The organism is Anabaena sp. EIM26 (genome assembly GCF_057568715.1).
The window spans coordinates 5,618,843-5,639,347 of the sequence record NZ_CM172472.1 but is presented as its reverse complement, the minus strand read 5'-3'; the positions used below and the strand labels follow the sequence as shown (position 1 = coordinate 5,639,347).

Below are 20,505 nucleotides of genomic sequence, written 5' to 3'. Positions count from 1 at the left end.
GTCAGGAGTCAGGAGCCAGGAAGAAGGTGAAAGATAAATATTCCCCTCATCTCTCCGTCTCCCCTGCTTCCTGTTTTCTGTGTTCCCGCAACTGTTGCAATAGCTGTTTTTCGGATGGCTTGGGGGTGACTGAAATAGGATTTTGGGGGTTGTTTTCTACACTCTCAATAGGATTTTCGACACTAGCAGGTAAGGTTTCAAGTTTACTTACTGCTTTTTCCTGGGGTGGTGTAGAAATTTCTAAATCTGTCTGAAGTACAAATTCTTTCAAAGTTGGGGTGGGGATGACAACTTTGGATTTAGCTACGGATTTATCTACAAATGCTTTCTGGGTTGGAGTTGGAGGTATAACTGGGGATTTATCTACAGATGCTTTCTGGATTGGGGTGATAACTTTTGTTTGATTCAAAGATGTTTTGAGAGAGTCTAAGGTAACAGCTACCTTTGCTTGCTGCTGTACATCTTGTGTCGAAGATACCAACTTGCTAAGACCATTTACTAGTTGCAAGAGATTTTGCCGGAACTTAGGATCACCTGTTAATTCATCTAAATCTGATGTAATTTTTTGTGTATTTTCAAATGTCACCCTAGCTGAATCTAGAGTCTGTTGTAGTAGCACGACATTTTTAGGATCATTTAAATTTTTAGAAGCATCCTTCAAATTAGCTGAAGCTTCGGCGGCGTTAGCAGAAAGAAGTTCTAAATTTTTTAATAATTCTCCTTCTGTCAGGCGATTAACCGCAGGTGATAAACTGGTGACTGTCTGACGTAGTTGGTTGCTGGTTTGGGTGATATTGTTTAAAGCACCGACTAGAGAAGAACGGTTTGTAGTTAATAAGTCATCTAAGTTACTGAGCAACCGACTTGCTTGTTTAGCAGTCACACTAAAATTGCTTGCTGTTGCACCTAATTGATTGGCAGTTTTTGTACTAGTCGCTGTCAGTTCATTGGTGGCTCTTTGGACTGTAACAGCCGTACCAGAAAATATACCTAATTGTCCTTTAAAGGTTTTGCTGACACTCTGGAGTTCTCGACTAAGGTTAGCGACACTAGAAGCCGCATCAGCAGAAGTTTCTAAAGCTCGATTAATATTTTGATAAAATTTTTCGTTACTGTATTGATTAGCAAAATTAGCTGATTGACGAATCAAATCATCGACACTGATACCAATCTGACCTTTTAAGGTACTAGTGTTATTGCAAATAATCAGGCTGGGATTACAATCTTTGTCTAGAGGTTTAGAAATATCCGTCCCAGTGGGCAAGGTGGCTTTGGGTACGATATCAATAATACTTTCGCTAATTAATCCACTCTGATTTGCTTCAATAACCGAATCAGAAGGAATCAGTAAGTTAGGATTGTTAATTTCAATTTCCACTTCAACGGCATTTGCTCCCGTTGCTATCTTGGAAATACTACCGACTTTAACACCACGATAACGAACTGGTGAACCTTTTTGCATTCCGCCGGCGTTAGCAAATTCCACTACTGCTTTATATGAATTGCGTCCGGGGCTAATTCGATTCAACCACAAGAGAATGGCACCAAATGCGCCTAAACCCAGTAGGAATAACAATCCCACAGAGCCTTCTCTCAATGTTCGTGTAGACGTGAATTTGCTAATTAAACCTCGCATTTTTTTCCACCCAAAAACTAGTCATGATTTGTGAGTTTCAATATGTTGACAGTCACCCAACATTGATCTAGCCGACTACCTGAATCGGCCCATGTATACTCCCGCTCATAAATTGTCTGATCAAAGGATGCTCAGTGTGATCTATTTCACTTACTTTACCTTGCCATTGCACTTTACCTTGATAAAGAAATACCAATTTGTCAGCGGTACGCCGAATGGTGCTTTCTTGGTGGGTAACAATACAGTATGTACTACAAACACCTTGGGTACATTGTAAACTGCGAATTAAATCCTCAATCACCGTTGAGGCTATGGGATCTAGTCCGGCTGTGGGTTCATCGTACAATAAAACTTCTGGACTGTCTGCGGGGCTATCGGGGTTGGACATAATTGCACGGGCAAAACTGACCCGTTTTCGCATTCCTCCAGAGAGTTCTGAGGGATAAAGATGACCGATTCCTGGTAAACCCACCACATTTAATTTATCGTTGACTAGTTGGCGAATGCGCGATCGCTCTAACTTTGAGTTTTGATACAATAAAAATCCAACATTTTCTTCTACTGTCAACGAGTCAAATAAGGCTGCTTGCTGAAATACCATTCCAATTCCCACAGGATCAGTTCCATCCTCAATCAACCCATTTCGTTTTACCCCTTGAATATAAATCTCCCCTTCGTCGGGCTGTAATAACCCCGCAATTATTCTTAAAATCGTCGATTTACCAGTTCCTGAAGGGCCAATAATTGCCAGTGCTTCCCCTCGATAAATTGTCAAATCGACATCATCTAAAACCTTATTTTTACCAAATGTTTTAGAAATACCTTTCAGTACAATTAACGGTTCGATCATTGGTGATTGGCTTCCGTCTTTAGCCTCAGCCGAATGGTCATTAGTCATGGTAATGAGTAATTGGTAATGAATTGTGTCCCAAAGTCATAGTAATCCTGGTGGTCTACAGTTCACAACCGTTATCTTTACACCAAAGAGTAATGACATGAGACAATAAACATTGTTGCTGGAGTCAAGGCTAGAAAAGTTGATTTACTTATGATTAGCGGCAAAACTAAACTTTTAGGAGTAATTGGGCATCCTGTTGAGCATTCTCTATCCCCGGTGATGCACAATGCGGCCTTGGCGAAATTGGGGTTAGATTATGTGTATTTGCCTTTTCCTATTGCACCAGAAAATTTAGAAATTGCGATTGCTGGTTTTACTGCTATTGGTGTTGTCGGGTTTAGCGTCACAATTCCCCACAAACAGGCTATATTACCTTTTTTAACAGAAATTTCTCCTATTGCTCAAGCGATCGGTGCAGTCAATACTGTGACTCGTCAAGGGAACGGCTGGGTGGGTACAAACACAGATGTAGAAGGGTTTATTGCTCCTTTACAAACCACATATAACCAAGATTGGAGTCAAAAAACAGCAGTAATTTTAGGTAATGGTGGTGCAGCGAGAGCAGTTGTTGCAGGTTGTATTCAGCTAGGTTTGGCTGAAATTCATGTGGTGGGGCGAAATTTGCAAAAGTTAACAGAATTTCGGCAAAGTTGGCAAAATTCACCCTTTGCAGATAAATTTCAAGTGCATGATTGGCAAAAATTACCCCAGTTAATTCCTCAAGCAAATCTGTTAGTGAATACAACTCCTGTAGGGATGTATCCCCACGTCAATGAGTCACCTTTAAGTATAGAGGAGATGGTAGATTTACCTTCAGATGCGATCGCTTATGATTTGATCTACATACCTAAACCAACTCAGTTTCTTAAACTAGCAGAAAAACAAGGTGCTATTCCCATTGATGGCTTAGAAATGCTAGTTCAACAAGGTGCAGCAGCATTAAAAATCTGGTTACAACAGGAAAATGTACCTGTAACCGAAATGCGTCAAGCACTAAAAAATCATCTTGGGTTATAGATTAAGTCAGGAGTTCGGAGTTCGGAGTTCGGAGTTCGGAGTTCGGAGTTCGGAGTCAGGAGTCAGGAGTCAGGAGTTCGGAGTCAGGAGTTCGGAGTCAGGAGTTCGGAGTTCGGAGTTCGGAGTCAGGAGTCAGGAGTCAGGAGTCAGGAGTCAGGAGTCAGGAGTCAGGAGGAAGAAGGATATTTTTCTCTTCTGTTAAGAGTTCCCTGCCATATCAAACATTCTGTATCCTGAATCCTTACATAGATAACATTAGGACTTATGCAAAAATTCTCCCTTTCCTCTTTCTTCTTTCTTCTTTCTGACTCCTGACTCCTTAGATTACAACCTGAATTTCATCAAGTTGATTAATCACCACATCTGCACCCTTAACATTACCGGAATTACCAATCCAAGTAATACCTATACAACCTGCTGCTTGAGCATTACGCGCCATTTGCATATCGCCAACGGAATCACCTACCATTAAAGTAGCTCCCGGTTCTACCCCTAAAGCTTGACACGCTTGCAAAAATAAGATTGGATCTGGTTTACTCGGCCCCTCATCAACTCCCATTTCTAGTTGGAGATAATCCCCTAACTGGTGAGTGCTGACAAATTTCTGCACATCTTCGGTTGTAGCTGCTGAGAGGATACCCAGTTTTAACCCTGCTGCTGATAGGGACTTTAAAACCTCCAAGCTACCTGCAAACAAAGGTGAGGGAGTTTTGTCAATATATTGATCAGCTTCTGCTAAAGCTTGACGGGCGATTTTTAAAGATTCAAACCAGCCTCTACCAGTTTCTGCTATGTAAGCGGCAGCGGCAACTTCTGTTTCTCGACGACTGGCTACGGCTATTAAACCGGCAGGATCTAATTTATCGCTATTAATCCCAAAAGCCATTAATAAGGGTTCCCCAATACCGGGAACTTGAGCATCTATCATCCGCGCTCCTCTTTGTCCGAGCGATCGCAAATAACTTTCTGAGTCTTCTAAAGTACCATTTTTATCAAATAAAATTGCTTGAATATTAGAAAACTTGATGTTTTTACATTGAATAGTCGCCATAATAAAAAAATTGTAATAGTGCTTCCAATAGTCTGCACCCTAAGCGCAGTTATGCCCGCAAGGACTTTACGTAATTCGTAATTAAGTTTTACAATGGGGATTAACGTGAGTTCGGTGTTAGGAGTTTCTCCTTCGGAGACGCTACGCGAACGGAGTTTCTCCTATGCCTACGGCACGGCTTCGCCGAACGGAGACGCTACGCGAACGGAGTTATGATTTTTTCAACGAGAGAATGAGGGTTTGAGACTCCTACTTGTGGCGAGTTTTCCACAAATTATCTTATGTCGAACTCACGTGGGATTAAAAATCGCAAAGAAAACTTAGCGCGTGTAAAGGTCTGTCATTTACGAAAGATCCTTCATTCCGTGAAATACTTAAATCCGTTAAATCAGTGATAAAAAAAAGAGGGAAAATCCCTCTTAATCAAACACTTTGATAATCGTTAGTTGCAAGCAATTACAACTAGGAATTTATTAATCTTCAGTAGCTGCGGGAATTTCTGCTTCAGCTAAAACTTCTGCGGGAGTTTCCGCTTCAGCTACAATTTCTGCTGGAGTTACTGCTTCAACTTCTTCAGTTGCTGAGGGAATTTCTGCTTCTGCTTCAGCATCTACAGCTGCTTCCACAGGTGCAGCAGTGATACCTTGCTGTTTAGCTAACATCTGTTCCCTATACTTAGCTGCCATTTCTTCAGCCTTATCATAGACCAAATCACGGTTCTTAATCATGTCACCGGGTTCTGGTTCCAACTGCTTGGTAGATAGAGAAATTCTTCCTCTTTCTGCATCCAAGTCAATGATCATCACTTTCACTTCATCATTGACATTGAACACGCTGTGAGGTGTGTCAATATGCTCATGGGAAATTTCAGAAATGTGGAGCAGTCCGCTAACACCACCGATGTCGATGAATGCACCGTAGGGCTTAATACCGCGAACAGTACCAATTACTACTTCACCAACTTCCAAGCGGTTCATCTTCCGCTCAACCAACGCGCGACGATGAGAGAGAACTAAGCGGTTACGTTCTTCATCTACTTCTAGGAATTTTAAGGGTAATTCTTCCCCTACCAATTCTTCTTTAGGTTTGCGGGTACTGATGTGGGAGCCGGGGATAAAGCCGCGTAGTCCCTCAATGCGTACCAATGCACCACCACGGTTAGTAGCAAACACACCAGAACGGACAGTAGCATCTTCTGCTTGTAACTGCCGTACTCTTTCCCATGCTCTCATGTATTCAATACGACGGATGGAAAGGGTTAGCTGACCATCTTCGTTTTCATCAGTGAGGATGAAAAATTCCCGTGTTTCGTTTGATTGTAAGACTTCTTCCGGGCTATCCACCCGGTTAATAGACATTTCCTGTATAGGTATGTATGCTGCTGTTTTAGCACCGATGTCAATCAGAGCGCCGCGCGGCTCTATACTGAAAACTGTACCTGGTACAACATCACCAGGGCTGAAGTGATAATCGTACTTATCGAGTAGAGCAGCGAAATCTTCGTGAGTAAATCCAATTTCTGGAGCGGTTAAGTTCTGATTGACCATGCTGATTTGTTCCTGGTTCTGTTCTCCGTCAAGTTTTTGCCACAATTAACAATGTGTATGCAAGGGCTTTTTTAAAAGAAGTTTACACTTACACCTTTGTTCATACTAGCTCAGAAGAGCTAGGTTCACACATATCAACTTCCAGATAGGAAATTATATCACATATCAAAAAGTTTTTCACCAGTTGACAATTGTAGCCTGATAAGTTTAGCAAAAGATATTCGCAAGATTATCCGTTGCCGCCTATTCTAGGTTGCAACGGATAGAATCTTTAGATTACCTGACTTCTCAGGTAAATGGTAATAGGAATCTATTTTTCTTTTTTCTCAAAGCGGGGTGGTTCGCGGAATGCGATCGCAAAAAAGAGAACGCCTATTGCCAAAGTCAAAATCAAGATGTATGCAACACTTTCCATATTACGAGTTCCTGTTTATCCAGCCGGTAATATTAGTGTACCAAGGACAGGGATTAGGTGTGGGATATGAGGAAGTATATTTTCCCTAATTCCCAGTCCCAATCCCCAATTCCCTAAGAGTTAGAGAGCTTCTTTCCGACGGGTTGATTTGTCACCCAATTTCTGGAATAGACCCCACTCAACTTGCTCTTCTAGATCTGCTTCTACACCAGCAAACACGTCTCGGTAGATTGTCCGAGAACCATGCCAGAGGTGTCCAAAGAAGAATAGGAGGGCAAATACAGCGTGACCAAAGGTAAACCAGCCTCTGGGAGATGTACGGAATACACCATCAGATTTTAAAGTTTCCCGGTCAAATTCAAAGATTTCTCCACCTTGAGCCTTACGGGCATACTTCTTGACATCAGCAGGATCTGTAAAGGTTTGACCATTCAGATTACCACCGTAGAAGCTAACAGTAACGCCTGTTTGCTCAAAGCTATACTTGGATTCTGCCCGACGGAAGGGGATATCAGCGCGGATAACACCATCTGCGTCAGTCAAAATCACTGGGAAGGTTTCAAAGAAGTTAGGTAGACGACGTACAGTCAACTCTCGACCTTCACCATCTTTAAATACTGCGTGTCCTTGCCAAGACTGAGCAATACCATCACCGTTAACCATTGCACCTGTACGGAACAAACCACCTTTAGCGGGGCTGTTGCCTACGTAATCGTAGAAAGCCAGTTTTTCGGGAATTTTTGCCCAAGCTTCAGCGAGGGTAGCACCTTGGGCAACATCTGTTTGCACACGGCGCTCAATTTCTTCATGGAAGTAGCCTTGATCCCATTGGTAACGGGTTGGGCCAAACAGTTCAATGGGGGTGGTAGCGTTACCGTACCACATTGTTCCAGCAACAATGAAAGCGGCGAAGAATACCGCTGCAATACTGCTAGAAAGTACTGTTTCAATATTACCCATCCGTAGGGCTTTGTAGAGCCTTTCTGGTGGACGAACTGTGAGGTGGAATAAACCAGCAATAATACCGACAACACCAGCAGCTATGTGGTGAGCGACAACGCCACCAGGGTTAAACGGGTTAAACCCGGCTGGTCCCCATTCTGGTGCTACTGCTTGGATGCTACCAGTGACACCGTAGGCATCAGAAACCCACATTCCAGGGCCAAATAGTCCGGTGAGGTGGAATGCACCAAAACCGAAACAAAGTAACCCAGACAAGAACAAGTGGATGCCAAACATTTTTGGCAAGTCTAAAGCAGGTTCGCCTGTGCGAGGATCTCTAAATAATTCCAAATCCCAGTAAACCCAGTGCCAAACGGCAGCGAGGAATAACAAACCGGAAAGAACGATGTGAGCAGCTGCAACGCCTTCAAATGACCAGAAGCCAGGATCGACTGCTGCGCCACTAGTAACGCTCCAACCACCCCAAGATTCGGTAACACCTAGACGTGACATGAAGGGTAGTACGAACATCCCTTGCCGCCACATGGGGTTGAGAACTGGATCACTGGGATCGTAAATAGCCAGTTCATACAATGCCATTGAACCAGCCCAGCCAGCGACTAGGGCTGTGTGCATTAAGTGTACAGAAATCAGCCGACCTGGATCGTTCAGAACAACTGTATGTACTCGGTACCAGGGTAGTCCCATTGACTACAATCCTCCTAGATGAGTTAGTTTACAAAGCAATTTTCTTACTGAGGTTCTCAGAAACGATAGTCGTTTCTTGGAGAACTCTCTGAGTTTTTTGTTATTGCCAGTCTTGAGTTTTACCACAGATAAGTCCGTGGTTTAGCAATAGCTGATCCGCTGTCATAGTTAAATTTCCTTGGAGTTGCGAACTTTTGGGAAGTACCTATTTGAGCGGCTATGCGATCGCCAAGCAAAAATGAGAATATTTTAAAAAGTGTAACTATTGATGGGACTCTTTGCAAGCGTCTCAATAAATGCAATTACCTAGTTTGTGGCTCAAATATCGCTACCAATCCCCAAAATACTGCTGTTTATCATGTGAATCACAGGGATTTGCTGAAGTTATTTTAAGTCCATAATATCATCGCATAAGAATAAACAGGGGGTTTACTGAGCGATCGCTTGTCGAGAAATTACAAGTTTTATTTTAGGCTGAGGTGACGAATAGAAATTCTGGCAATCGGCGAAGAGTAGATTGAAAAGACTGTATTTGCTTACTGTATGGATAGTATCGTATTATCACGTCGTTTGGAATGTATGCGTATATGCTATAAATTTACAAAGGCTTTAGGATAAATAGGAACACTCTCACTATGGAATTATCTGTACTAGCTTTACAATCAGTAAATATTGCGCTTTGGGCGATTGATAAGGCTTCGGGTGGAGCGTTGGAGAAGGCTGGAGGAGATGTTTTAGAATTTTTGACAAAAAGATTTCAAGGCAAACTTCAAATTAGAGAGTCTGAGCCAAAGCTTTTGGAAGCTGCGATCTTAAGTGAAGCTGAGTGGGATAAGAAATTCCAGGAAGACCTAGAAAGGCTGGTAAATCAGTATCGGCAGATACAAAATACTTCTGTTTCACAAAATACTGATTCAGGTGTAAACTTCAATGTTACTAGCAATTCTGGCACAGTAATTGGGCAGCAAATAGGTCAGCAATTTTTTCGTTAACCAACTTTTCTTTGATCTTAATAACTCAGATTTAGAATCGAACAGGAATTTTTTTAGAAGGTTTTTTAACTACATTAAAGTAGTGATTTTCTTGTTATGCGCGTTATTCTTCTGGTGTCTTTTTGGTGGTTTAGCTGACTACTCTTTTCCCTTTGGTCAGGCTCTAGAGCTAATGCTTGCTTGTTTCAAGGGTACGATTTCAGCAAAGGTTAATAGTTTACAAAAACAGCTACAAAGGACAGATATAATTCCTCAGTTAAACAATAAACAGCAAGTTCAAAAACTAAATAAATTAGAATCTCAAGCATGGTTATATGAGGGAATATTAGGTCGTCTTGGTGCAGATCCTTCTGCAAATCATGAAAAAATTGCAAGAACAATTGAGGCTTTGGAGTATAAAAGAAGTGAAATTCTACAGGAACTAGAGCCTCGGAGACCTCGTAGTTATAAAACTCTAGCAGGATTACAAGATTCTGTTCGCACTTTTTTGGCTAGTCAAGCTGAGAAAGACTACGAACAACTTCAGAAAATTGTAACTAACTTGGTTTTTTTCGCGAGAAGTAGGCAACCTTCACAAATTGTTATTTCAGAAGTTATCAATAAATTAGCTGCGGAAATAGCACAAAATACCAATCAAATTAGCCCTTACCGCCTTCGTCTTGCTTATAGAATTGATGAATTAATGAGGATTATATCAACAAAGTTAGTCTTAGAGTCTAATGGCTCTATAATTGATAGCAATTACCAGTCAATTGTTAACGAGTTGCGCTCTCGTCTAACTCTTGTTTCTCAAGAGTTTAATAATTTGCTTAGAACAAAACAAGAGGGTAAAAATGAGCTAGACAGGCGTATAAAGGAAATTTATAATCTTTCAAAAAATATTTCCGATTTGCATAGAGAAATATCTAATCGTGATGCAGATATAGTTACTTTACAAGAAAATATTCAAAATCTGACAAGAACAGTTCAAGATAAACAGGTTCAGATAAATGGTCTACAAAATTTAATATCTGACTTAAGAAGAGGTTTTCAAAATGCAACTCATCTTGATCAAGAAAAAGAAAATTACATAAATAATCTACAGACTCAGCTATCTCAATTGAATCAGCAAAAATCAGACCTACAGAATAAGGTGCAGGATATCTCTGCTTACGCTCAAATAAAAATATCTGAGCTTGAAAAATTACAAAATGAAAAGTATCAGCTAAATACTCAAAAATCTGAGATAGAACAACAATATCGAACTTTATATAAAAGCTATCAACAACAAAATAACGAAATAGCTAACTTGAAAACACAACTTGCTCAAGCTAAACGCTCACCACCTTATGCCTATAGTTCTCCACAACAGCCACAACAAAATAATATACCAATAGCAACAGAAAGGAAAATTTCAGTAGAAGAATATAAAAAAATTGCTAATCAAAGTGATTATGAATACGTCAACCCTTATTCTCGGAAAGATGGAACCCCTGTAAGCGGATATTACAGAAGACGACGAAGTAAATGAGCATCAGGATATAGGAAAGGGTGAAAATTCCTTCTTTAATTCAATCAGCAAAAGCAGGTGAGGTTGTTGAGAGAGACTTAATTGAAGAATTAGAGATCAAAAAACTAAGCGATAATTAAGGTAAGCTAACCCACGGGAGAAAAGACAATGACAGTGGTAATTGCTAACAAGATGACCTTTGAGGAATTTCTCAACTTTGACGATGGTACGGAAACTTTATATGAATTGGAAAATGGAGAATTAATTCCCATACCTTCGGAAAGTGATATCAATCAAAGGATAGAGATGTTTATATTGTCCTATTTTTCTCAATTAGGAATCCCATCTTCTCGATTACGGATGAAGGCTGAGGTGGCTGTGAATAGCGGAAGGGTGGGCGTGCGTGTACCTGATCTGGTAGTATTTTCTGAAGAGTTAGCGATTGCTATGAAAGAGGCTAGTCGATCGCTTGTGTATATGGATATGCCACCGCCGTTATTGGTGGTTGAGGTAGTAAGTCCTAATCAGGCTAATCGTGATTATCGCTACAAGAGATCCGAGTATGCAGCACGGGGTATTGCTGAATATTGGATTGTTGATCCCATTGCCGAAAAGGTGACGGTGTTGGAATGGGTGGAGGGTTTTTATGACGAGCAGGTATATAAAAATGATAATGTGATTGTTTCCACCGTATTTCCTGATCTCAAGTTGACCGCTGCTCAAGTTTTACAAAAATAAGATGCTTTTGTTGTAAAAACAATCTGATTATATGTAATTAGCTAAACATATACCCTACAATAATTGACTGCTGATTAAAAAAAATTAATGGTAATAACTTGGTTTTCCCGGTCTATGAGACATTGGGGTAGGATGGCAAAATTCCTATCTTTGTTCTCTCTATGTTTATTTTTAGCTGTAAGCTGTACCCCTCGACCACAGACAACTACACCTGATTCTGGTGCTGTGAATACTCCTGCTGGTGATGGTAGGATTACTGTAGGTACAACTCAAAAGCCGCGTACCCTTGATCCTGCTGATGGTTATGAATTGGCATCTTTGGGTTTAGTGTTTAATATGAGCGATCGCTTGTACACCTACGAACCAGGCAGCACGGAAATCAAACCCCAACTGGCCACGGCATTACCTAAAGTTAGTGCAGATGGTTTAACTTACACTATCCCCATCCGTGAAGGAGTGGTTTTTCATGATGACACTCCCTTCAACGCCAAAGCAATGGAATTTAGTATCCAGCGCTTTATAGAAAACAAGGGTAAACCCTCCTTCTTATTAGCTGATACTATAGACTCTGTAAAAGCCACAGGGGACTATGAACTAACAATTAAGTTGAAAAAGCCTTTTGCGGCGTTTCCTTCCTTGTTGGCGTTTTCTGGGGTGTGTCCAGTTTCCCCCAAAGCTTATGAAATTGGTGCTGGGAAATTTAAACCGAATATCTTTGTTAGTACTGGCCCTTACAAATTAGCCCAGTATGGAACTGATTCTCTGCGCTTTGATGTATTTGATAAATATTGGGGTGAAAAACCCGCCAATAACGGTATTAATGTCCAAATTCAAACCAGTCCAGTCAATTTGTTTAATGCTTTTCGGACTGGTGCGGTAGATGTAGCTTACTTATCTTTACAACCAGACCAAATTCGTAGCTTGGAAGAAGGTGCGAAAAAAGGAGATTGGCAAGCTATAACAGCCCAAGGTAGCGTGGTTAGTTATATGGTGTTGAATCGGAATCAGAAGCCTTTAGATAAAATCGAGGTGAGAAGTGCGATCGCATCACTAATTAATCGTCCATTATTAAATGAGCGTGTTTTGTTTAGTCAAGCAGATCCGCTTTACAGCATGATTCCTACTACCTTCAACGTTTCCCAGCCATTATTTAAAGATAAGTATGGTGATGGCAACTTTGAACAAGCTCAAAAATCATTAATTGCGGCTGGTTTTTCCAAACAGAATCCTGCTAAAGTCCAAATTTGGTATCCTTCCAGTTCACCCACTCGCAGTTTAGCAGCACAGACACTAAAATCTCTCGCTGATACTAAAATGGATGGCATATTGCAACTGGAAGTCAACACTGTAGAAGGTGCTACCTTCTTTAAAAAGATTTCCGAAGGTTTATATCCAGCAGCATTACTTGATTGGTATCCAGACTTTTTAGATCCAGATAACTACGTACAACCATTTTTAGCCTGTGAAAAAGGTTCAGTTGCTAAAGGATGTGAAAATGGAGGCAGTCAAACTCAGGGTTCATTCTATTACAGTGAAGCCATGAATAAGCTGATAGATCAGCAACGCAAAGAACAAAATCCTGAAGCCAGGAAAAAAATATTTGCAGACATTCAAAATCAAGTTTTAACTGATGTTCCCTACGTACCTTTATGGCAAAACAAAGATTATGTATTTGCCCAAAAAGGTGTAAGTAACGTTAACCTTGACCCCACCCAAAACCTGATTTATAAAACGATTAAAAAGTAAGTTTTAATCATTGCTTATTGGTCATTAGTAACTAATCCTCACTCCTGATTTCTGTGAAAGTTTTCCTCGTTCCCAGTCTCTGACTGGGAATGCTATCACAGAGGCTCTGCCTCTACTTTAATCGAAGGCAGAGCCTTCTAGAATTCATTCCCATACTCTGTATGGAAACGAGATAATATATAATTCCTGAACTCCTGAACTCCTGAACTCCTATTTAAAATATGTCACGTTCTAAAGCTTTACAATATTACATAGTTTCCCGATTGCTATTTGCACCACTACAATTATTAACTATTATCACCATAGTTTTTCTTTTATTAAGAGCCACACCAGGAGATCCAGCAGATGCAATTCTGGGTGGACGTGCGCCAGAAAGTGCTAAAGAAGAATTAAGAAAACAACTAGGTTTAGACTTACCTATTTGGCTACAATATCTAAATTATTTAGGACATATCCTGCGTTTTGATTTAGGAACTTCCTTAACAAGTCGAGGACAGCAAGTATGGGAAATAATTGGTCAACATTTCCCCGCAACTGTGGAATTAGCAGTTTCAAGTATGGCTGTGGCGCTAATTGTTGGCGTTTTAGTGGGTACTTTTTCCGCTTCTCGTCCGGGGACATCTTTTGATGTTGGTGGGCGTTTATTTGGAATAATTACTTATGCACTCCCCATGTTTTGGGCAGGTATGTTGTTACAACTAATTTTCTCGGTTCAACTGGGTTGGTTTCCCAATTCTAACCGCTTTCCTCCAAATCTCCCTGCACCTTCATCTATCACCGGTTTATATACAGTTGATAGTTTATTAACTGGTAATTTCAGTCAGTTGTTCACCGCTTTACATCATTTGGCTTTACCAAGTCTTACCTTGGGAATTTTGCTGAGTGGAATTTTTGAGCGTATTGTCAGAGTTAATTTAAAACAAACCTTAAAAGCTGATTATGTAGAAGCAGCTAGGGCGCGGGGAATTTCTGAAAATAAGATTTTAGTCTCCCATGCTTTGAAAAATGCCTTAATTCCTGTAATTACGGTTTTGGGGTTAACGTTTGCTTCCCTATTAGGTGGGGCAATTTTGACTGAAGTCACATTTTCCTGGCCTGGGTTAGCAAATCGACTATATCAAGCTATTTCTGACCGCGATTATCCCACGGTGCAGGGGGTTCTAGTGTTCTTTGGTGCGATCGTGGTGAGCGCAAGTATTTTGATTGATATTCTCAATGCCTATGTAGATCCAAGAATTAGATATTAATACAATTAGGAAATATATTAGGACTTATGCACTATATAAGCTGGATATGATATGCCAAAATTTCCTAGTTTCGGGCTTTTGGAATCGCATATTACTGCGGTGCGTCAGATAGAGAAAATCTGTTAGATGCTCAATTATCGGGTCTGACGCACCCTACAAGAGATAAAATCTATATTTTTTATTAGTTTTAGTTTTCACACTTGCAATTTAGGCTGTTAATTACTATGGCTTTACATCCTAAGGTTTCTAAATCATTTAAAATTTTCATAGTATCTTTCTTTTTACAACGCTTTGACCCTCTATTTTTCGACATAATATTTTCGCATAATTTGCAAGCGGCATTTATGTCAATGGAAGCATTAAAATGTAGCTTTTGGGAATGTAAACAAGCTCCTTCTATTACTAATTCAAACTTTATACCAATCTCTTGTAATTCTTCTTCAGTTATCCAGATAAAATCAAAATTCTGATCTTTAGGAGTTCTATTAACACTGATAGCAACTATCGTTGCATACAAATCTTCATTCGAGTTGACTAAATAAAGACTATTAAGACCATCATCAAATATATTTACAGCAGCTTTTCGAGCGCGTTCCTGTTCACTATTACAATCCTCTGGATTCCAATGTGTGAGCTTATTTATTTTTCTGATATATGCAGGAGTTTGTACACCAAAATCTTCAAGAGTTGGAATCATTGTTTAAAGTTCTCAACTCCTACATATCTTCTAAAGCTTCTTTGGCATATTCTTTTACATATTCATCATGTTCACAATCTGACAAAAAATATTCTAATTGACTTTTGATAGCTTGAATATCTACCTCATCTTCCATGATTAGCAAAGCATCTATAATTGCAGTTTTTACTGAGCGTCTGTTGCTATCTGGGATTAATTTAACGATTGCATTAAATCTTTTTTGAACAGGGATATTAGAGGTACAAGCAATACTAGTAATTAGAATTTCCCATTTTTCTTCTAAAACTAATAAATCTTTATTATCTAAGTCGGGTTTGTGCAGGTGATTGAGAGTAGAGATTATTACATTTCCACATTCTGCTAACAGCATAACTGTAGCATCAAAACCTTCACGAATTTTTCTGGAAGTACCCAATTCTAATACTTCCAATACTAACTTAACAGATGTTATATGTTTAGCAACGTTTTGAGCTAATGCTTTTCTATTATTGGGATGAGATTGGAAATAATCTTTGATTAGGATTGAACCGAGAAATTCAGTGTTAGAGAAAATACTTTGTGGTCTCCGAGTATCATTCTTTATTTGACGTGAACTATCATGATTTATTTCTGTGAAATAATACATAGAATTAGCTATATCAACATCTTGCTTATAGCTACTAGACTGAGAATTACTTTTGTTAACTTTTATGCCAGTATTTTCGGTAATTCTGGAAGACGGAAATACAATAATATTGTCTTGATCTTTACTTTTCTTAGATAATCGTGACTCTTCAAGCCTAGAAACACTAGTACATTTAGTATTCATAACGCCCCCATAATTTTTGAGCATCTTCTTTTGTCAGTTCCAAAAAAGCTTTTACTATGTAATCATGGGCAGATCTAAACCAGTTTGTTGTTGAAATGCTAGTATCGGTACTTTGTGCAAGTAGTTTAAAAAATAAAAAATCTTCTGCTTTTACTTCTTCCTCATCATCGTCATCATTTGATATAGATAATTGATCTAGTCTAACAGATAGTTTTCCAAAATCATTAGGCAACAAGAAATTAATTTGAATGTCTAATGAATCTGGAATATTCATAAAATCAGACCATTTTGTTTCTATAAAATTAAATACTTTGGCATGATCTTTAGCATTATACCAACCAGAATTCTCGTCAATCGCATTAAAGTAAGTCAATTCATATTTTTGAACTTCTATTCGATCTTCTTCGATATTTAACCACCACTCTTGTATATGATTCCAATGACTAAGAAATTCTTTAAATATATCTTCAAAATGAGGATATACATCCTCTTGCTGAGTATAATTCCAATTGAACATAAATAAATTTTCTTGAAGTTGAATTACTTTTTTCCTATCATTTGATATAAAGCCTACTCTACGTAAAGGAGGTTTAGAATTATCATATTCTTCTAAAATAATTGGTTGGCTATCTTGCTGTAATGGAAACTCTGACCGAATTGACTCCCAATAAAGTCCTAAATGAACAGAAGAGAAACCTGGAGCAACAAATCAGGGTAAGCTCATCTAATTTGGTATAGTATGAACTTGACAAAATGACTAAGATAAGCATAAGCAAAGGGATAAAAAATACACTTGACAGCAGAGCAAAAGACATGGGATGAAAGCAATGCAATCGCTCTGAAAACACCGGGAAAGAAACTTTATGTCGGCAGGATTTGAAACTAAATCAAGTGATTCCAAGAAGAGAAATTGCCGTCAGTCAAAGCCAGTACAGGTGGCATCCATAGAAGCAATTCAAAAGAGTTTAGTCGAGAATTTTGGAGACATCAAAGACCCAAGAGTAGAGCGAACAAAGAAACATCAACTTACAGATATCCTGGTGATTGCAATTCTGGCAGTGATAGGAGGAGCGCAAGGATGGGAAGACATAGAGAACTACGGCATCAGCAAGCAGGAGTGGTTGGAAGAGTTTTTAGAACTACCAAATGGCATCCCCTCAGATGACACATTCCGAAGGGTATTTGAGTTCATTAACCCTGAAGAATTAAATCGTTGTTTCAGCAGATGGATAGAAAGCCTAGTCACAAACATGGGAGGAGAGATAATTCCCATAGATGGGAAGACCATTAGGGGTTCTTACAACCGAAATCAAGGGAAATCAGCACTGCACGTTGTTAGTGCCTGGGCAAGTGAACAGAATTTGGTCTTGGCACAGATGAAAGTGGAAGATAAATCCAATGAGATTACAGCAATTCCGGCATTATTAGAATTATTGGATATGACAGGAGCTATTATCACTATTGATGCAATGGGGACTCAAACTGAGATTGCCAAAAAGATTATTGATAAAAAAGCAGATTATGTTTTAGCACTCAAGGCAAATCATCCAACTCTCTATAATCAGGTAAAACAATGGTTTGAAACATCATCTACACAGGATTTTCAAGGCATTGATGTCAGTTACGATCACCGCATTGAGAAAGGACATCACCGCACGGAAATCCGTCAAGTTTGGTCTGTTCCTATTTCGGCTGTTGGTGAACTTTACCAACCCAAAATCTGGGCTGGACTTCAAACTGTAGTCATGGTTGTTCGGGAGCGTCGTCTTTGGAATAAAACTACTCGTGAAGTTCAATTTTATCTCTCTTCTTTACCCAGTGATGCTCAACTTTTAGGTCGGGCTATCCGTAAACACTGGGGGATTGAAAACCAAGCTCATTGGACTCTTGATTGCACTTTTGCTGAGGATTCCTGCCGTATTCGCTCTTTCCATAGTCCCCGTAATTTTGCTCTTTTACGGCGCATTGCTCTCAATGCTCTCAATCGCGAACAAACTTACAAACGTAGTCTCCGCCAAAAAATGAAACGCACTGGTATGGACAACAATTACATGATTCAAGTTCTCAGTTGTTGTTTTCTTGACTCTACATTAGATTCCTCACATCCCTTATGTCAAGCCTAATTGAGATGCTCTTACCCTGAGCAACAAATTCTACAGAAAAAGCAATTTCAACTAGAGGGGGCTGTGTAAATCTTACTGAAGCCATTAGTCTGTGTGATGATTATACTAATCATTTAGCAATTTACAACAATATTAGCATTCATATAGATAGCAAAGCTAGACACAATTCATAGACTGGAAAAGCTGAGTTTTAGTATAGCTTGTGATTTCCATAACAAGTTTCGTGTAAATCAATGTTCATGGTCTGTTAATTTTTACCAAATTATTGAGTCTGATGCACACACACAATAGCCAAAAAAATTCCCACCCAGGTAAACACCTGAATGGGTAATAAGCAAGGGAGTTTAATCACCCCCTAGAGAATAGAATTATTTGCTTTCAGTGAAATCAGCATCAATCACATCATCACCACCGCCAGAAGGGGGAGTAGCACCACCATCTTGAGGAGGTTCAGCACCAGTAGCTTCACCTGCACCAGCTTGTTGATAGATGTTGCTACCAACAGCAAACAGAGCTTGTTGCAATTCTGGTGTCAGCTTCTGGATTTGCTCATCATCTTCCTTAGCCACTGCTTCCCGCAGTTCTTTCACCAAACCTTCAATTTTGGTTTTATCAGCTTCAGGAACTTTATCACCTAATTCTTGCAACTGCTTTTCAGCTTGATATGCTAAAGAGTCGGCTTGGTTCTTGCGTTCAATCTTCTCACGGCGTTCTTTGTCACTAGAAGCGTTTTGTTCAGCTTCACGTACCATGCGGTCAACATCGTTTTTATCCAAGGTGGAAGCGCCGGTAATGCTGATAGATTGTTCCTTACCAGTGCCTTTATCCTTAGCGGTGACGTTGAGGATACCGTTTGCATCAATGTCAAAGGTAACTTCAATTTGAGGTACACCACGAGGTGCGGGAGGAATACCATCTAAACGGAAGGTTCCCAAACTCTTGTTATCGTTAGAAAATTCCCGTTCTCCTTGGAGGACATGAATTTCTACGTTGGTTTGACCGTCTACAGCAGTTGAGAAGACTTCTGATTTTTTGGTAGGAATTGTGGTGTTGCGAGGAATAATCTTGGTCATTACACCACCCAAGGTTTCTACACCCAAGGATAGTGGTGAAACGTCTAACAGTAAGATACCTGTAACGTCACCAGCCAACACACCCGCTTGAATAGCTGCACCAACTGCTACTACTTCATCAGGGTTAACAGTTTGGTTTGGGTCTTTACCTAGTACCCGCTTGACTACATCTTGGACTGCGGGAATCCGGGTGGAACCACCAACTAGTACGACTTCATCAATGTTGCTCTTATTTAATTTGGCATCTCTGAGAGCATTTTCTACAGGGATGCGGCAACGGTCAATTAAGTCAGAGCAGAGTTCTTCAAATGTGCCACGAGTTAGAGTTGTATCCAGGTGCTTGGGGCCGTCCTGGGTAGCTGTAATAAATGGCAGGTTGATTTCGGCTTGGGTAACGCTAGAAAGCTCAATTTTGGCTTTTTCTGCGGCTTCAGTTAAACGTTGTAAGGCTTGTTTGTCTTTCCGTAGATCAATGCCTTCGTCTTTTTTGAATTTTTCAGCTAAAAAGTCAACTATTTTTTTATCGAAGTCGTCACCACCAAGGTGGGTATCTCCAGATGTAGCTAGAACTTCAAATACGCCATCACCAACTTCTAGTACGGATACGTCGAAGGTACCACCACCAAGGTCAAAGACGAGGATAGTTTCGTTGCTCTTTTTATCAAAACCGTAAGCTAGAGAGGCGGCTGTGGGTTCGTTGATAATCCGGAGAACTTCAATCCCAGCGATTTTACCAGCGTCTTTGGTTGCTTGACGTTGGGAGTCGTTGAAGTATGCGGGAACGGTGATGACTGCTTGGGTAACGGTTTCACCCAGATATTTACTAGCGTCTTCTACTAGTTTGCGGAGGACTTGAGCAGAAATTTCTTCGGGAGAAAATTGTTTGCCTGCACCAGGGGAGTCTAGTTTAACGTTACCGCCACTACCTAGCACTTTGTAAGATACTTCAGTGGTTTCCTTGGTAACTTCGTCATAACGACGACCGATGAAACGCTTAACCGAATAAAAGGTATTTTCGGGGTTCATGACCGCTTGACGTTTGGCAATTTGACCAACTAAGCGATCGCCATTTTTAGCGAATGCCACCACTGATGGCGTTGTCCGAAATCCTTCTGCATTAGCAATTACGGTGGGTTTACCACCTTCCATCACTGCTACGCAGGAGTTAGTCGTACCTAAGTCAATTCCAACTACTTTTGCCATTTTATGTTGTGGCTCCGTATAACTACAAATAAAGGACTAAATTTTGAACCAACTGAATCTAAAAAAACAGTCAGTGCAGCATGGTTTAGCTGGTCTGAGGTTGAAACCGCAAGTTATGCTGATATATATACTGAACTTGTGTAGTCAGTCCATGAAGGGTGGTTTCCCGAACCTT

At 40.0% G+C, this 20,505-nt stretch carries 18 protein-coding genes; 8 read left to right on the top strand and 10 right to left on the bottom strand.

Features of this window, described 5'->3' with window-relative positions; translation table 11 throughout:
• Positions 1-46: 46 nt before the first annotated feature.
• Entirely contained in the window at positions 47-1,636 is a 1,590-nt protein-coding gene (locus AC012T_RS24545; protein ID WP_487061611.1) for an MlaD family protein, read from the bottom strand.
• A 67-nt stretch (positions 1,637-1,703) separates the two neighbouring features.
• Complete coding sequence (locus AC012T_RS24540) at positions 1,704-2,486, bottom strand: ABC transporter ATP-binding protein (RefSeq protein ID WP_487066752.1); 783 nt, start codon at positions 2,484-2,486, stop codon at positions 1,704-1,706.
• A 198-nt stretch (positions 2,487-2,684) separates the two neighbouring features.
• Between AC012T_RS24540 and AC012T_RS24535 the strand changes: the two genes are divergently transcribed.
• Entirely contained in the window at positions 2,685-3,551 is an 867-nt protein-coding gene (locus AC012T_RS24535; RefSeq protein ID WP_487061609.1) for a shikimate dehydrogenase, read from the top strand.
• Entirely contained in the window at positions 3,541-3,753 is a 213-nt protein-coding gene (locus AC012T_RS24530; protein ID WP_487061607.1) for a hypothetical protein, read from the top strand. The genes AC012T_RS24535 and AC012T_RS24530 overlap by 11 nt, the downstream gene beginning before the upstream one ends.
• Before the next feature lie 117 nt (positions 3,754-3,870).
• Here the strand turns inward: AC012T_RS24530 and AC012T_RS24525 are convergent, their stop codons facing one another.
• From AC012T_RS24525 to psbB, 4 genes are all read right to left on the bottom strand, one after another.
• Entirely contained in the window at positions 3,871-4,602 is a 732-nt protein-coding gene (locus AC012T_RS24525) for an HAD family hydrolase (RefSeq protein ID WP_487061605.1), read from the bottom strand.
• A 473-nt stretch (positions 4,603-5,075) separates the two neighbouring features.
• Positions 5,076-6,149 carry a 30S ribosomal protein S1 gene (locus tag AC012T_RS24520; RefSeq protein WP_487061603.1) on the bottom strand — a complete coding sequence of 358 codons (1,074 nt, stop codon included), beginning with the start codon at positions 6,147-6,149 and terminating at the stop codon, positions 5,076-5,078.
• Between the two features lie 310 nt (positions 6,150-6,459).
• Positions 6,460-6,564 carry a photosystem II reaction center protein T gene (locus AC012T_RS24515; RefSeq protein WP_027401293.1) on the bottom strand — a complete coding sequence of 35 codons (105 nt, stop codon included), beginning with the start codon at positions 6,562-6,564 and terminating at the stop codon, positions 6,460-6,462.
• A 120-nt stretch (positions 6,565-6,684) separates the two neighbouring features.
• Positions 6,685-8,214 (bottom strand): photosystem II chlorophyll-binding protein CP47, encoded by a 1,530-nt coding sequence (psbB, locus tag AC012T_RS24510; RefSeq protein ID WP_487061600.1) that lies wholly within the window; start codon positions 8,212-8,214, stop codon positions 6,685-6,687.
• Between the two features lie 635 nt (positions 8,215-8,849).
• Here psbB and AC012T_RS24505 point away from each other — a divergent pair.
• The 5 genes from AC012T_RS24505 to AC012T_RS24485 all read left to right on the top strand — a co-directional run bounded on the left by AC012T_RS24505 (position 8,850) and on the right by AC012T_RS24485 (position 14,426).
• The gene (locus tag AC012T_RS24505) at positions 8,850-9,206 is read left to right on the top strand and encodes a hypothetical protein (RefSeq protein WP_487061598.1); all 357 of its coding nucleotides are present in this window, start codon (positions 8,850-8,852) and stop codon (positions 9,204-9,206) included.
• Between the two features lie 82 nt (positions 9,207-9,288).
• Positions 9,289-10,716 carry a hypothetical protein gene (locus AC012T_RS24500; RefSeq protein ID WP_487061596.1) on the top strand — a complete coding sequence of 476 codons (1,428 nt, stop codon included), beginning with the start codon at positions 9,289-9,291 and terminating at the stop codon, positions 10,714-10,716.
• Positions 10,717-10,863: 147 nt separating this feature from the next.
• Positions 10,864-11,433, top strand: coding sequence for a Uma2 family endonuclease (locus tag AC012T_RS24495; RefSeq protein WP_487061594.1), 570 nt, complete (start codon positions 10,864-10,866; stop codon positions 11,431-11,433).
• A gap of 132 nt (positions 11,434-11,565) precedes the next feature.
• A complete protein-coding gene (locus AC012T_RS24490; protein WP_487061592.1) occupies positions 11,566-13,179 on the top strand; it encodes an ABC transporter substrate-binding protein in 1,614 nt (537 codons plus the stop codon).
• Between the two features lie 221 nt (positions 13,180-13,400).
• Positions 13,401-14,426, top strand: a complete 1,026-nt coding sequence (locus AC012T_RS24485; RefSeq protein WP_487061590.1) for an ABC transporter permease — start codon at positions 13,401-13,403, stop codon at positions 14,424-14,426.
• 187 nt (positions 14,427-14,613) lie between these two features.
• Here the strand turns inward: AC012T_RS24485 and AC012T_RS24480 are convergent, their stop codons facing one another.
• The 3 genes from AC012T_RS24480 to AC012T_RS24470 are packed head-to-tail and all read right to left on the bottom strand — an operon-like array spanning position 14,614 to position 16,589.
• A complete protein-coding gene (locus AC012T_RS24480) occupies positions 14,614-15,123 on the bottom strand; it encodes a hypothetical protein (RefSeq protein WP_487061588.1) in 510 nt (169 codons plus the stop codon).
• A gap of 19 nt (positions 15,124-15,142) precedes the next feature.
• Entirely contained in the window at positions 15,143-15,931 is a 789-nt protein-coding gene (locus AC012T_RS24475; RefSeq protein ID WP_487061586.1) for a hypothetical protein, read from the bottom strand.
• Entirely contained in the window at positions 15,921-16,589 is a 669-nt protein-coding gene (locus AC012T_RS24470; protein ID WP_487066750.1) for a TIGR04255 family protein, read from the bottom strand. Before AC012T_RS24470 ends, AC012T_RS24475 begins: the two co-directional genes overlap by 11 nt.
• A 205-nt stretch (positions 16,590-16,794) precedes the next feature.
• Between AC012T_RS24470 and AC012T_RS24465 the strand changes: the two genes are divergently transcribed.
• A complete protein-coding gene (locus AC012T_RS24465; protein WP_487059489.1) occupies positions 16,795-18,054 on the top strand; it encodes an ISAs1 family transposase in 1,260 nt (419 codons plus the stop codon).
• Positions 18,055-18,422: 368 nt separating this feature from the next.
• Here AC012T_RS24465 and dnaK read toward each other — a convergent pair whose 3' ends face one another.
• A complete protein-coding gene (gene dnaK / locus AC012T_RS24460; protein WP_487061584.1) occupies positions 18,423-20,330 on the bottom strand; it encodes a molecular chaperone DnaK in 1,908 nt (635 codons plus the stop codon).
• Positions 20,331-20,505: the final 175 nt, after the last annotated feature.

Bases quoted from the DNA above. Each gene is read 5' to 3' on its own strand.
- AC012T_RS24490 (WP_487061592.1), top strand. From the start codon at position 11,566: ATGGCAAAATTCCTATCTTTGTTCTCTCTATGTTTATTTTTAGCTGTA.
- AC012T_RS24535 (WP_487061609.1), top strand. From the start codon at position 2,685: ATGATTAGCGGCAAAACTAAACTTTTAGGAGTAATTGGGCATCCTGTT.
- AC012T_RS24540 (WP_487066752.1), bottom strand. From the start codon at position 2,486: ATGATCGAACCGTTAATTGTACTGAAAGGTATTTCTAAAACATTTGGT.
- AC012T_RS24485 (WP_487061590.1), top strand. From the start codon at position 13,401: ATGTCACGTTCTAAAGCTTTACAATATTACATAGTTTCCCGATTGCTA.
- psbB (WP_487061600.1), bottom strand. From the start codon at position 8,214: ATGGGACTACCCTGGTACCGAGTACATACAGTTGTTCTGAACGATCCA.
- AC012T_RS24520 (WP_487061603.1), bottom strand. From the start codon at position 6,149: ATGGTCAATCAGAACTTAACCGCTCCAGAAATTGGATTTACTCACGAA.
- AC012T_RS24515 (WP_027401293.1), bottom strand. From the start codon at position 6,564: ATGGAAAGTGTTGCATACATCTTGATTTTGACTTTGGCAATAGGCGTT.
- AC012T_RS24465 (WP_487059489.1), top strand. From the start codon at position 16,795: ATGTCGGCAGGATTTGAAACTAAATCAAGTGATTCCAAGAAGAGAAAT.
- AC012T_RS24475 (WP_487061586.1), bottom strand. From the start codon at position 15,931: ATGAATACTAAATGTACTAGTGTTTCTAGGCTTGAAGAGTCACGATTA.
- AC012T_RS24480 (WP_487061588.1), bottom strand. From the start codon at position 15,123: ATGATTCCAACTCTTGAAGATTTTGGTGTACAAACTCCTGCATATATC.
- AC012T_RS24505 (WP_487061598.1), top strand. From the start codon at position 8,850: ATGGAATTATCTGTACTAGCTTTACAATCAGTAAATATTGCGCTTTGG.
- dnaK (WP_487061584.1), bottom strand. From the start codon at position 20,330: ATGGCAAAAGTAGTTGGAATTGACTTAGGTACGACTAACTCCTGCGTA.
- AC012T_RS24545 (WP_487061611.1), bottom strand. From the start codon at position 1,636: ATGCGAGGTTTAATTAGCAAATTCACGTCTACACGAACATTGAGAGAA.
- AC012T_RS24495 (WP_487061594.1), top strand. From the start codon at position 10,864: ATGACAGTGGTAATTGCTAACAAGATGACCTTTGAGGAATTTCTCAAC.
- AC012T_RS24525 (WP_487061605.1), bottom strand. From the start codon at position 4,602: ATGGCGACTATTCAATGTAAAAACATCAAGTTTTCTAATATTCAAGCA.